This is a genomic window from Candidatus Saccharimonadales bacterium, assembly GCA_039928925.1.
GTDB lineage: Bacteria > Patescibacteriota > Saccharimonadia > Saccharimonadales > Saccharimonadaceae > UBA6022.
In genome coordinates, this window is the sequence record JBDSSF010000003.1 from 1 (window position 1) to 12,956 (window position 12,956).

Sequence of the window (12,956 nt, forward strand, 5' to 3'; positions counted from 1 at the left end):
GAAGGTTTGAGTCCTTTCACCCCGACCATAGAAAAACGACCGTCTTCGGATGGTCGTTTTTCTATGTTGTTTTAATTAAATTAGTAATCCATCATGAAAAGGCTACTATTCTTAGTGCTGCTGCATAATACAAATATATCCCAGTACTAAACTGGGATATATTTTAAATAATAGTGAACTTTGTCTAGTATTTATGCTCCTGGAAGTGCTGCAAAAGCTTCACTTTCATGTAATACTTCGCTATCCATATCGGTCTTATTCTGCTTAGTAGCTTTAAGAACTAGTAGAGCGACAATACTTGCGATAAGCGCAAAGATTGCAGCGGTGAGGAACCCACGTTGGAAACCATCAACGAGCGCCTGTGGAAGTGCTATTGGATTACCCTGTGCAGCGATAAGACTATCCTTTGTCACGTTGGTAGAAATAACGCTAAGTACAGCGAGGCCAATTGCTCCGCCGATCTGCTGTGCGGTATTAAGTAAGCCAGACACCGTTCCAGACTGCTGCGCTGAAATACCATTTGTCGCAACGACCGTTACAGTCACGAAAGTTACAGCCATACCCGCACCCATAAGTAAGATCCCAGGAAGAATGTTCGTAACGTAATCAGCATGAAGCGGCACGTTAGCGAAGAATAGTAATCCGCTTGCTACGATGAGCGGTGCTACTACCAACAGTATTTTGACATTTAGCTTACCGATATGCCTCGATAGTGTACCTGCAACTGCTATCAATACCAGCGTAAATGGAAGATTCGCAGCACCTGTTTGTGTAGGTGAATACCCTTGAATTTGTTGGAGATAAATTGACAAGAAGAAGAACATACCAAATAGGGCGGCTGGCATCAGAGTTTGAATAATCGTGCCACCAGTCACATTACGTTTTTTGAAGATTGAAAGTGTAATCAGTGGGTTTTTAACACGAAGCTCATTAATGATAAACACAACCATAAGTACAGCAGATAGTGCAAATGTCCCAAGTACGATACTGCTTCCCCAACCATCTGACGGAACTTTAGCAAGAGCGAATACGATGCTTGCAAGGCTCGCTGTAATTGTTACTGCACCAGTAACATCAACTCGTTCCCGAGTCGTCGGTAGACTCTTAGGTACATAGCGCATAGCCATAAATATGACAAATGCAGCAACTGGAACATTGATGAAGAAGATCCAGCGCCAATCTACGTATTGTGTCAGAACACCACCAAGTAGGAGCCCGACCGCACCACCGCCAGCGGCAACCATACTCCATACACCAAGTGCGCGGTTACGCTCTGGTCCTTCTTTAAAAATTGTCAGTACAAGTGACAGAGCTGCTGGTGATAATAGTGCTCCACCAAGTCCTTGCAGTGCTCGGAATGCAATTATCATTTCCGGACTCTGAGCTAATCCTGCCAGCAATGATGCAACAGCAAAGACAGTGACACCTATCATGAAAATTCGACGACGTCCAAAAAGATCTGCAAGACGACCTCCTAGGAGCAAGAATCCACCAAACGCAAGTGCGTATGCAGTAATAATCCACTGTAATTGCGCCTGGCCCGTAAAGCCAAGTGCTTTTTCTACAGCAGGTAATGCCACGTTTACGATCGTAGCATCGAGCACAACCATAAACTGAGCCGCTGCAAGAATCGCGAGTGCTAAACCTTTATGCTTAATTTTTTCTATCATGTGTTCCTTTCATTATTTGTATTTACTTGAATACTTCAACTATTAGTATACCAATATGTTTGAAGTAGTCAACTAATTTTAAATTTCATGCTATAATAAGCCTATGAATGATTTATCTCAAACTGTTTGTGAAGAGTTATTAGCACTGACAATGGACCTAAAGCATGATCTTATGGAACTCGCAGATGACCATAACCTTACTCTTGCTCAGCTTTTTGCACTAATGACCATTAATCGCCACGGCTCAATGCCTATGCGTAAAATGGCAGATCTTCTTCACTGTGACGCTTCAAATGTGACTGGTATTGTTGAGCGTTTAGTAGGTAGTCAGTTAATAATTAGGTCAGAAAGTGAACATGACCGCCGCGAAAAAGTGCTTACACTCACTCCTAATGGAAGTACTGTCGTAAACAAATTCCTATCGCAGTTGCCTCATCGCCTTGGTGATGGAAAATTAACCACTAATGAACTTACAAGTTTAGCGAGTGTATTTAAGAAACTACATACACCACACGAAAAAGTTTCTGCTTAAGAGTACTCTTGTTAATTCTAGACTAGGATGTAATGCTGGATTAATTGACTGTTTTCTCGCACAAATCGACGTAATATTTTGTATTCATCAACATCAAAGTTTGATTCAACTCCGTCGATTATTGCCATACCGTCGCTACTAAGATAGCCCTCAATCATCCAATTACGTATGATGATGCTTTCGCCATCTGTATTAATTGGAATTACAATTGCTGAATCGTATGGCCACTGAGCTATACGATGATGCTCAAGTGCTACTTCAAATCTTCGATTATATAATTCTTTATTCTCGCTGCCAATACAAGCGCCCTTACACTTTCCAAGTGAGTAGGAAAAGCATGCTCCGTTAGTTTTTTCGATCCCCATCAACTTTGGACATAGTTGAAATGTTCGCGTTAATTCTTCAATTCTTTTTTTTGCTTTTGTTCGAGATTCATACAAGCCATAAACACGCGAAAGGTCTGTCGTAGCGTCAACATTACCAGATTTTACGCGTAAATTTGCATAGCCATTATCTTCGTCTTTTATAAGCATTGCATACTGTGAGATACGACGTAGCCTTCGATTAAAGAGTGGCTTCAATTCTTTTATCAGCTTCGACTCTAATACAAGAGCCGCAAGCTCACTTCCAGTCGGTATCGTTTCAACATGATGAACATTTTGGCTGATCTTAAGTTCCTTTGGGCTTGTATCCTGGAAATGCGATAGTACTCTCTTTTTGAGTGTAATACTTTTACCTACATATATCGGCTGATTAGCCTCATCTCTGAAAATGTATACACCAGGAATATTCTCTATAGTGTCCATCTCTTCTATACGTAAGTTTGGTGGAAGATATTGTGTTTTTAGTTGTTTTGCGACTGCTTGATTAAATAGTTCGTAGCCATGCTTATCGAATGCCATCTGACTGAAATAAAGGATTGCGTGCGCATCAGCAAGAGCTCTGTGTCTATCAAGAACTGGAATTTCGTGACGCTCAATAAGTGCAGCGAGACTATGACCTTTTTGTGATGGATATAAAGCCCTAGATAATCGTACTGTGCAAAGTAGTTTAGGCAAAAAGGTACTACCTACAAGAGAAAATTCGTGTTTTAAAAATGAATAATCAAATCTTACATTATGAGCAATGAATATAGCACCACTCAGTATGTCAGATAGCTCATCGGCGATATCCGCAAATACAGGAGCATCTACTATATCAACTTCGTGAATCCCCGTTAAGTGAGTAATGGCTGCAGGAATATAAGATTCAGGATTTATAAGTGTTGAGTACTCTTTAGTGATCTTGCCATTTTCAAAACGTATCGCAGCTACCTCTAAGACACGACTATTTCGGTAACTTCCTCCAGTCGTTTCAATATCTACAAAGACTACTGGATACTCAAACATCACTATTTATTATACGCCAGTACTTGTGCATAGTGACTGGGATAATACTTATGTATTTGTTATAATAAGATTACTTAGTAAAGGAAAAAGCATATAGCACGATTACCACAACCTGGAGCTGATGAAGGTCAATGGGGGGCAATTCTCAATGATTTCCTTTCACAGTCGCTTAAACCAGATGGGACGCTTCATGATAATTCCATTCCTACAACTGCAATAACAGATAATTCCATTGATGAATCAAAATTATCCCCAACGGTACAATCAAAAATAAATGCTGTTGGTTCAGGCGGTGTTACAAGCGTTAACGGCCAATCGGGTATTGTCACGTTCACTAAGTCTGATATTGCTCTTGGCAATGTTGATGATACCTCTGACTTAAATAAACCAATCTCTACGGCTACGCAATCAGGTTTAAATACTAAAGAACCGGTTATTAGCGGAGGAGTAACTACTCAATATTACCGTGGTGATAAGTCATGGCAAACACTTGATAAAACGGCTATCGGACTAAATAATGTTGATAATACGAGTGATCTAAGTAAGCCCATCGCCACAAGCACTCAGGCTGCTTTAGATAATAAAGCTGCTCTCATACACACACATACCTCCAGCCAAGTAAGTGATGCAAGTGCTATTGGAAAAGTTGTTCTTACTGCAACAGATGCTGCAGCCATAAGGTTAGCCATTGGTTCAGGGACATCGAGTTTAGTACTTGGAACAACATCGTCTACAGCTAGAGCTGGTGACTATGTACCGACCAAGTCCGATGTTGGCCTAGGAAATGTCGACAATACATCAGATCTTAGTAAGCCTGTGTCAACGGCACAGCAATCTGGTCTGGATAGTAAGGCTGCTCTTGTTCATACACATACAACGAGTCAGATAAGCGATGCAACTAGTATTGGTAAGTCAGTTCTCACAGCGACTGATGCAGCAGCTATACGTACAGCTATAGGTGCTGGAACTGGATCATCGAGTTTAGTACTAGGAACAACAGCAGGAACAGCTAAAGCTGGGGACTACGTCCCCAGCAAAACTGATGTTGGTCTTGGGAGTGTTGATAATACGAGTGATCTAAATAAACCTGTGTCGACAGCGGTGCAAACGGTGCTGAGTGGGAAAGAATCTAGCATAGCGAGCGGAACAACTGCTCAATACTATCGCGGGGATAAGACATGGCAAACACTTGATAAGACAAGTGCTGGTCTTGCTAACGTCGACAATACGAGTGATATTAACAAACCTATTTCGACAGCTACTCAGAATGGATTAAACACTAAGGAACCTAGCGTAACAAGTGGAACTGTTGGTCAATATTATCGGGGTGATAAATCCTGGCAAACACTTGATAAGACTGCAGTTGGACTCTCGAACGTTGATAATACTTCAGACTTAAATAAACCTATTTCGACAGCTACTCAAACAGCGCTTAGCTCAAAAGCTGATGCTGCATCAATCGGTGCAAAGATATTATTAATTGATAACGCAGCATCGCTGCCAGCTGGAACACCCGCTGGTGTTATCGTAGTCGTCAAGGCGTAACGAATCGTGGCGCAACTACATTTTGGTGCTGGGGACAGCTCGACCTTCGGCACAACAACTGGTGGCTCAGGTACGGCAACACTCGTTAAGTCAAACCTTTCAAACATGCAAATTGGTGACTTACTTGTCGCGTGGATTCACAACCAATCATCAGGTGTCGGTGATACGATCACCGCTCCAACTGGATGGGTACATTACGGTGCGGCAATCGGAAATCCAAATATGAGTGTGTCCCGCCTGTCTGGTTTTTATTATTACCCATTAAAAACACAAGCAGACATAGATGCTATCTCTACTTCCTCAGTATGGATATTTAGTCAAAGCGCTACTCGAGTTGGCTGCGTAGTAGCCCGTGCTACAGGTATTGATCTAGATAACATCGAAGATAGTGCCGCCACATCTTTTACATCTGCGGGTGGTACTACATCAAGTGCCATTATTGGCATTAACACAGTCAAGGCGACAACGCTACTTGTCGGTGGAATACATCATCAGAATTCAGCCAGTACCACGTCTCCGACAACAACTAATTTTATGACTGCATTCCAGGAATATAAGACTGCACCTACAGGTAGTGCACTTGCCAACACTGGAAGCGTCATGGGATATACAAATCTCACAGCAGCCGGCCCAACCGGCAATATTACTGCAACATATGACACAGCAACAACTGCCGCAGGGGGTGAACTTGTGGCATTTAAAGTCGGCACTTGGACCCCCGCTGCGCCCATTTCTAGTAATCCTACTGTTGTTGGTGCATCTACAACTTTTGTAAGCCCAAACACTCAAACTTCATTTACAATTAATAAACCGACAGGCTACCAAAATGGTGATGTTCTTATCATGGCGCTAGCGGCGCAAACTCCAACAGCAACGAGTGACTTTGCTTGTTCTGGGTGGAGCCGTATAAGTCAGCCATTCATCAGCAGTTCCGCTGGTACGCGAATCATTGCATTTTATGCACTTCCTGTTCCGACAGCATCGCTATTAACGCAAACAACTTTCACTTTTACCTCAACTGACTCTGCTACGGCAGGGCGTATATGTGCTGAGATATTTATTGTGCGCGGAGCTGACCTTAGCAATTTAGTTAGCTCAATATCACCCTACGGTACAGCATCGGGACAAGTAGTGACAGTCCAACCGGCTTCACCATCAGTCAACAATAATCTGCTCCTTGTTGGATATAATGCGAACTTTACCTCAGCAATCGACTATACTATAGCGTCTGGCCCAAGTGGCATGACACAACAAGCATCACTTATTTCATCGACAGCTGCTCAGTCAAAGACTGCACTTGCAGTATATTATCAAAACATTGACTCCGGTGCAGTTGCGGGAAAGACATTAACATGGGCCGGCGTACAGTCCCAATCCGCAGGTGTCTCTGTGGCAATTCGTGCGCTTGGACAGGCAGCACCTAATGCCGGGATTGCACTAAAATATACAAGTGCACCCGATACGCTCAGCACTGCTCACTTATATTACACATCTGCAACAGATACCATCAGCACACCAAAGGAAGTGCGCCCTGTACCAACAGGTTACAGCTCAGTTACTTCAATGCTAGCAACAACGCCATTTTACGTCGCTCACCGTGGAGGTTCTGCAGACTGGCCTGAAATGAGCCTGCACGCATATACTCAATCTGCTTTTTGGGGGGTCGGTGCGCTGGAATTGTCTCTTGCGCGCACATCAGATGGAGTATGGTTTGGTCTTCATGATGCAACACTTGACCGTACGTCAGGTACTACAAATTTTACAGCTTCGGCACACACATGGGCGGAAGTACAGGCATACCTTATTACAGCAGCCGGTACAACTAGCACCCCTCAAGTGGATAAGCCATACATGCGATGGGAAGAGATTATGGCTGCATACTATAACACACACATTATATTTATTGATCCAAAAGTTGCTTCAGGATATATTAATGAATTACTTGCCATGATGGACGCGCAATCTGGTACGCCTACAAATCGATTCGTAGCCAAATATTACGGTATTGCGTCGGCGTGGCCGAATGCTGCCCATGCGCATGGATATAAAACATGGGGCTACTTCTACCAAGCTGATGTACCAAACTTAGCTGCTTACCAGGGATATTGGGATATTCTTGGTATGGACGTAGGCGCAGATCAGCCATCATGGGATGCCATTAAATCTTACGGGAAAAAAGTAATTGGACATATCCCAGCAACATTAAGCTCATCTAATTCAGGTTTTAGCAAAGGTGCAGATGCTATGATGTGTGCTGGTGTAACAGAGATTATCCCACGTACACTGTGATAGTTGCTACAAAAGTCATTATATCTGTTTACTACTCACCTCGCCTAGTTTTACTGCTTCAATAACATCACGACCATCGGCGCTTCCGCCAAGTGTACATGAATAGAGTGTCATTTTTGCATCTTGAGACGGGTTCTCAATTTCAACTGCATTTGGCTTCACTGCATACTTTCGCTTAATCTCATATGCATATCGCTTCATTTGAAAATCTACGAATATTTTATCACCAACATTCAGTTTATCAATATTATAAAAAGGTGATTTTTCGGCAACACCTTGTGGAGTAAAAGCCATAACAAAACGATGAGCACTTAGTACGAAATTACCCCCTTTTACTGGGTCTCCATTTTCAGGATGGCGATGCCATGCACCTTTTTCGAGTGCAGCTTCTGTTGTACCGGTCACTATCGCTACATCAACATTAATTTGTGGAATGTATAACCTATCGCCAGTCACAGGCGATGGTGCCTGTTCAAGTTTTTTCTGAGTCGCATCTGGGGCTCTCCCAGTTATCTGTTGAGACGTGAGAGATGGTGCAAACGAGAGCAGAAGAATATAGATACCACTCAAGAGGAGTACTAGAATGATAACTGAGGTGACAATACCTTTTATATGCATATTTTTGCTTCGTTCAATATAAAGCACTCGCTAGTCCTCCCGTCCAAATGACTGCTCAATATACCCTGTTCTCTTTTCTGCCCAGTGCATGACTGCCTGAGAGTAAATCCGATCACCCACATCAGCTACTTGTTCTTTTGTTACAACGTCCCACGCTTCTATTTCTGAATCCTGCAATACAACCTGCGCCAATACCGATGATTGAACGATAGTATGAAAAATAAACTGATATGTCTCGGCAATTTCACTTACGCGCGTAGCTACGGCTACAAACGAAACAAGTTCCGGGTCAATTGTTAGTCCTATCTCTTCACGAGTTTCACGAACTGCAGCTTGCTTTGGCGTTTCACCTGGATCAATGATTCCACCGGGAAATGTCCAATAGCGTTTGTAATGAGCTTTTTCGACAATCACTTGACCGTTTTCATTTTCAATAATAAGAGTCGCGCTTGAAACACGTTTCGGAAGCGTTTGAAGCCATTTCTGACGTTCCTGATCTGTGTAGGTGTGTTCCATAAATTTATTTTGCGAATTCGATTGCGCGGGTTTCTCTAATCACATTTACTTTTATGGTTCCAGGATATTGCATGGTTGATTCAATTTTTGTTGCGATATCACGCGCTAGTTTTATAGCAGATAAATCATCGATTGATTTTGGACTTACGATAACACGAACTTCACGTCCAGCACTAATAGCGTATGCCTTATCGATACCCTTAAAGCTTGTTGCAACGTTTTCAAGATCACGCATGCGCTCAACAAAATTCTCAGCACTAATATTACGAGCACCTGGGCGAGCAGCTGATAGCGCGTCGCAGACACGAACAACAAGTGCTTCAGGTGTTGTCGCCTCAATATCATCATGATGGGCTTCGATTGCGTGAACTATATCTTCACTCATACCATACTTACGAGCTAGTTCAGCACCAATATGATGATGCTTGCCTTCGACTTTATGAGTAACCGCTTTCCCGACATCATGAAGTAACGTTGCAATTTTCGTCACACGGACGTTTGCGCCAATTTCTTCAGCAATAAGACCAGCCATGTGTGCCATTTCAGTACTATGCATTAGAACATTCTGACCGTAACTCGTGCGATACTTTAATTCACCAAGAAGGTGCAGCATTTCTTTTGGAATACCTGTTACGCCAACTTCCCGGGCTGCATCTTCACCTGTGCGCATAATATCCTTATCGAGTTGCTTTTCAGCCTTATCAACTACTTCTTCGATTCGGCCAGGGTGAATACGTCCATCTTTCATGAGGTTCTCAAGACTAATACGTGCGATTTGACGACGAATTGGATCAAAGCTTGAGAGGATAATCATACCGGGTGTGTCATCAACAAGAATATCAACTCCTGTAGCCCGTTGCAGTGCCTGAATGTTACGACCTTCCTTACCGATAATTCGGCCTTTCATCTCTTCATCAAGTAACTTAACAGCGGTCACAGTTCTTTCAGCTGTCACCTCTGAACTCATACGTTCCATTGCGGTAACAAGTATAGTCTGCGCATTCTCCTCAGCATCTTGCATTGCATCGTGCTGAAGCTTTGAGACAAGTCCAACGAGATCGTCTTTTATATCACGTTCAGTCATCTGCATCAGCTTTTCAGCAGCATCAGATTTTTTAAGGCCAGCAATTTTTTCTAGCTTCTCTTGCTGCTTGACTCGTATATCTCTTATTTCGTTTTTAAGGTCTTCAACTTCGTCTTCTTGCTTACGTAGTTTTTCAGCACGTCGGTCAAGTTCATCAAGTTTTTTATCAAGACTAATTTCACGATCACCGAGTCGATTTTCCGTCTTTTTCCATTCACGGCGACGTTCGGTTTCATCTTCTTTTGCGCTACTGACTAATGCAACTGCTTCATCCTTTGCCTGTAGGACAATATCTCCTGCCTTACTCTTTGCATCTGAAACTATTTGATCAGCTCTGTGTTTATTACCCTGGCTTCTCCGCTTATCATAAGCATATGTTCCACTTACGCCAAAAATCACCCCTATTACAGCGGCTATAATACCTTCAATCATATCTGTTCCTTTCTTAGGCGAACTGCGTTTCAGTGCATCATCAAGAAAAAGTCGTTTATCGCAGTCGCACAGGTTGTTTCAAAAAGTTTCATAAGGCTCTTTTGTGTAAAAAGCTACCTATATAATAGCGCTTTTTGGACACACTCCGCAAGGCCCATCTACCTACTTACGAGGTGTCGTGATATGCGCTTCACTACCATAAAGAGGCGTGACGAGGACGTCATTTTCATTTTTTGAAAGCCGCATACATGCGAGGTCTTGCCATTCATCACCAGTAACTCCAACAATCGGAATAGATTCACTGTCGGCAATCGTATTAAGCACCGTGAGTCCAATACGTAAACCTGTAAAGCTACCGGGGCCTTTGAAAACTCCTATAGCCTTAATATCTTGGAATGTTTTTTTATTTTTTTGAAGCTGATCATTCAGATATCTAAGAAGATTATCCGCAAGAGTCCGATCAGCCTGCCACTCATCGTCGTATTGCCAATCCCCGTCGATGAGAGATAGTTTGCATAGCGGTGTTGATGTATCGAGTAATAAAATCATACTAATTTTTCAACCAGCATCTGACTTAATTCACCATGAGCGGTAATATTTAAATGTCGAACATGCTCCTCGGGTGAAGTTATATGTATACTTATGTGATCACTAGGTAGCACGCTCTTAACGACATCTGACCATTCAATAATAGTGACTGTTTTATTATCCATAACTGTTTCGGCTAGCTCATCGTGCATAATGCCAGCATTATGTAGTCGATAAAAATCATAATGGGCTAGACGTAGACCATTACGCGCATCGTAGACTCGACTAATCGTAAAACTTGGACTCTGAACGTCTTCTTCAATACCGAGGCCTGCTGCAATACCTTTCGTCAGAGTTGTCTTGCCAGCTCCAACATCACCAGTAAGATCGATGATTTCACCACCACTTAAGTGCCCGCCAATTACGGCACCAAAAGCTTTCATTGCTTCTTCATTATTAACTGCTGTTTGCATATCTTTGATCAATTATACCACTTCCCTGACAGAGGTGCTGCCAATCTCCAATCAGCTGGTACTTTTCTTATCAGTCGAGTACAATAGGCACAAGCAGTATGCGTATTTCAGATGTAACTATCGAAGAATTGTTGAAACGCAGTGGTGCAGCTACTGCAGAGCAACTAACAGGCCTCAAGCAAGAGGCCTCTCGTTCAAGACGCCCTATGCAAGATCTTGTCATTCAAGATCAACTGATGAAAGAAATTGACCTCGTCAAAGCATTTAGCGGGTATGCCGGCATACCTTTTGTAGAGATAGTCCCGAGTGATATTCCACAAGAAGTTCTTAACAAAATTCCTGAACGCATTGCAAGACAATATAACGCTATCCTCTTTAAGATCGACGACGACGGTAAGATGTATCTCGCCATGGATGACCCTGACGACATTCAGGCCGTCGACTTTATTGAAAAACAAATTGGTGAAAATACCGAGATATATATCGCAACTCACGATAACATTCTTTCATGCCTTGAAAACTATAGAGGTGATGTTAATGAAGAGTTAAAAGAGGTGATCGATGTACAGCGTGAGAATAGCGCTGAAAATCAAAAAGTTAGTGATGCTGAAATTGCCGAAGATTCACCAATCGCCCAGACTGTTAACTTACTCCTTGAATACGCTATTCGTTCAAGTGCAAGTGATATTCATATTGAACCCCGTGAGGAATATGTCCAAATTCGCTACCGTATTGATGGTGTTTTAAAAGAGGTTAACCGCCTACCGCGTAACGTTATTGGAGCACTTACTAGCCGCATAAAAATTCTTTCAAATCTTAAGATCGATGAAAGACGAGTCCCGCAAGATGGCCGTTTTAAAATAAAAGTCGGCGGCAAGCAATACGCACTCCGTGTTTCAACCCTTCCTATCGCTGATGGCGAGAAGGTAGTTATGCGTATTCTTGATGAAAGCAACCAAGCTGTTACACTTCGTGACCTAGGCTACTGGGGCAGATCACTCGATACGATTAGTGAAGCCATCACAGAACCAAATGGCATGGTGCTCGTAACTGGACCGACAGGTTCAGGTAAGTCAACGAGTCTTTTTAGTGTCCTGACTATGCTCAATACTCCAGATGTCAATATATCCACTATCGAAGACCCTGTTGAGTATAGGATTCCTGGAGTGAACCAAACCCAAACAAACGCTAAGGCAGGTATGACTTTTGCACTTGGGCTGCGAGCCCTACTCCGTCAAGACCCAAACATTATCATGGTCGGTGAGATCCGTGACGCAGAGACAGCTGACTTAGGTGTGCAAGCAGCACTTACGGGGCACTTGGTCTTTAGTACTCTTCACACAAACAATGCAGCGACATGTCTGCCGCGACTTCTTGATATGGGTATCGAACCATTCCTGATTGCGAGTACAGTAAAAGCTATCGTCGGCCAACGACTCGTCCGTCGACTCGGTCATGATACTAGAGTTAGCTACACTCCAAACGAAGAGGAAAAGACTGCGATTATTCGTTTATTTAACCTTAAAGATAATCAGGACTTCAAGTTCATTCACGAACTTGAGAAGCAAGCTGCTAGCCAAGGCATCGGAGGTGATGCGCCACTTAGTACCGATGAAAAAGGTATTAATACACTTTGGAAAGTAAAACCAAATGAAGATGATGATACAGGAGGAAATGGTTACAAAGGTCGAATGGGCATCTATGAGGTACTTGGTAACTCTATACCTATACAAAAGCTCATTGTTAGCAATGCGACAAGCAATCAAATTCAAGATCAAGCTATACTTGAGGGAATGATTACCATGCAAACAGATGGCCTTATTAAAGCTCTTCGCGGTGAGACGACCATCGAAGAGATTCTTAGGGTGACGAGAGAATAAC

General features: G+C 42.8%; 12 protein-coding genes. 4 read left to right on the forward strand and 8 right to left on the reverse strand.

The genetic code is table 11. The annotated features are described in order from the left end of the window. Positions 1 to 191: 191 nt before the first annotated feature. The gene (locus ABIS22_02280) at positions 192 to 1,670 is read right to left on the reverse strand and encodes a DHA2 family efflux MFS transporter permease subunit (GenBank protein MEO7740718.1); all 1,479 of its coding nucleotides are present in this window, start codon (positions 1,668 to 1,670) and stop codon (positions 192 to 194) included. A 103-nt stretch (positions 1,671 to 1,773) separates the two neighbouring features. Here ABIS22_02280 and ABIS22_02285 point away from each other — a divergent pair, with 103 nt between their 5' ends. Then, on the forward strand, positions 1,774 to 2,202 hold the full coding sequence (locus ABIS22_02285) for a MarR family transcriptional regulator (GenBank protein ID MEO7740719.1): 429 nt from the start codon (positions 1,774 to 1,776) through the stop codon (positions 2,200 to 2,202). Between the two features lie 17 nt (positions 2,203 to 2,219). On the opposite strand, the gene ABIS22_02290 is transcribed toward ABIS22_02285, so the two are convergent. Continuing rightward, entirely contained in the window at positions 2,220 to 3,590 is a 1,371-nt protein-coding gene (locus tag ABIS22_02290; protein MEO7740720.1) for an exonuclease domain-containing protein, read from the reverse strand. 188 nt (positions 3,591 to 3,778) lie between these two features. Continuing rightward, the gene (locus tag ABIS22_02295; GenBank protein ID MEO7740721.1) at positions 3,779 to 3,949 is read right to left on the reverse strand and encodes a hypothetical protein; all 171 of its coding nucleotides are present in this window, start codon (positions 3,947 to 3,949) and stop codon (positions 3,779 to 3,781) included. A 457-nt stretch (positions 3,950 to 4,406) separates the two neighbouring features. Between ABIS22_02295 and ABIS22_02300 the strand changes: the two genes are divergently transcribed. Both ABIS22_02300 and ABIS22_02305 read left to right on the forward strand, forming a co-directional pair. Next, positions 4,407 to 5,135, forward strand: coding sequence for a hypothetical protein (locus ABIS22_02300; GenBank protein MEO7740722.1), 729 nt, complete (start codon positions 4,407 to 4,409; stop codon positions 5,133 to 5,135). A 6-nt stretch (positions 5,136 to 5,141) separates the two neighbouring features. Beyond that, positions 5,142 to 7,424 carry a glycerophosphodiester phosphodiesterase family protein gene (locus ABIS22_02305; GenBank protein ID MEO7740723.1) on the forward strand — a complete coding sequence of 761 codons (2,283 nt, stop codon included), beginning with the start codon at positions 5,142 to 5,144 and terminating at the stop codon, positions 7,422 to 7,424. 18 nt (positions 7,425 to 7,442) lie between these two features. On the opposite strand, the gene ABIS22_02310 is transcribed toward ABIS22_02305, so the two are convergent. The 5 genes from ABIS22_02310 to tsaE all read right to left on the reverse strand — a co-directional run bounded on the left by ABIS22_02310 (position 7,443) and on the right by tsaE (position 11,075). After that, positions 7,443 to 8,069 carry a class E sortase gene (locus tag ABIS22_02310; GenBank protein MEO7740724.1) on the reverse strand — a complete coding sequence of 209 codons (627 nt, stop codon included), beginning with the start codon at positions 8,067 to 8,069 and terminating at the stop codon, positions 7,443 to 7,445. A 3-nt stretch (positions 8,070 to 8,072) separates the two neighbouring features. Then, a complete protein-coding gene (locus tag ABIS22_02315; protein ID MEO7740725.1) occupies positions 8,073 to 8,558 on the reverse strand; it encodes an NUDIX hydrolase in 486 nt (161 codons plus the stop codon). Between the two features lie 4 nt (positions 8,559 to 8,562). After that, positions 8,563 to 10,074, reverse strand: coding sequence for a ribonuclease Y (gene rny, locus ABIS22_02320; protein ID MEO7740726.1), 1,512 nt, complete (start codon positions 10,072 to 10,074; stop codon positions 8,563 to 8,565). 162 nt (positions 10,075 to 10,236) lie between these two features. Then, positions 10,237 to 10,623, reverse strand: a complete 387-nt coding sequence (tsaB, locus tag ABIS22_02325; protein MEO7740727.1) for a tRNA (adenosine(37)-N6)-threonylcarbamoyltransferase complex dimerization subunit type 1 TsaB — start codon at positions 10,621 to 10,623, stop codon at positions 10,237 to 10,239. Beyond that, the gene (gene tsaE / locus ABIS22_02330; GenBank protein MEO7740728.1) at positions 10,620 to 11,075 is read right to left on the reverse strand and encodes a tRNA (adenosine(37)-N6)-threonylcarbamoyltransferase complex ATPase subunit type 1 TsaE; all 456 of its coding nucleotides are present in this window, start codon (positions 11,073 to 11,075) and stop codon (positions 10,620 to 10,622) included. Before tsaE ends, tsaB begins: the two co-directional genes overlap by 4 nt. A gap of 98 nt (positions 11,076 to 11,173) precedes the next feature. Here tsaE and ABIS22_02335 point away from each other — a divergent pair, with 98 nt between their 5' ends. Next, on the forward strand, positions 11,174 to 12,955 hold the full coding sequence (locus tag ABIS22_02335; GenBank protein MEO7740729.1) for an ATPase, T2SS/T4P/T4SS family: 1,782 nt from the start codon (positions 11,174 to 11,176) through the stop codon (positions 12,953 to 12,955). Position 12,956 lies beyond the last annotated feature (1 nt).

Bases quoted from the DNA above. Each gene is read 5' to 3' on its own strand.
- ABIS22_02290 (MEO7740720.1), bottom strand. From the start codon at position 3,590: ATGTTTGAGTATCCAGTAGTCTTTGTAGATATTGAAACGACTGGAGGA.
- ABIS22_02280 (MEO7740718.1), bottom strand. From the start codon at position 1,670: ATGATAGAAAAAATTAAGCATAAAGGTTTAGCACTCGCGATTCTTGCA.
- ABIS22_02335 (MEO7740729.1), top strand. From the start codon at position 11,174: ATGCGTATTTCAGATGTAACTATCGAAGAATTGTTGAAACGCAGTGGT.
- rny (MEO7740726.1), bottom strand. From the start codon at position 10,074: ATGATTGAAGGTATTATAGCCGCTGTAATAGGGGTGATTTTTGGCGTA.
- ABIS22_02285 (MEO7740719.1), top strand. From the start codon at position 1,774: ATGAATGATTTATCTCAAACTGTTTGTGAAGAGTTATTAGCACTGACA.
- tsaE (MEO7740728.1), bottom strand. From the start codon at position 11,075: ATGCAAACAGCAGTTAATAATGAAGAAGCAATGAAAGCTTTTGGTGCC.
- ABIS22_02315 (MEO7740725.1), bottom strand. From the start codon at position 8,558: ATGGAACACACCTACACAGATCAGGAACGTCAGAAATGGCTTCAAACG.
- tsaB (MEO7740727.1), bottom strand. From the start codon at position 10,623: ATGATTTTATTACTCGATACATCAACACCGCTATGCAAACTATCTCTC.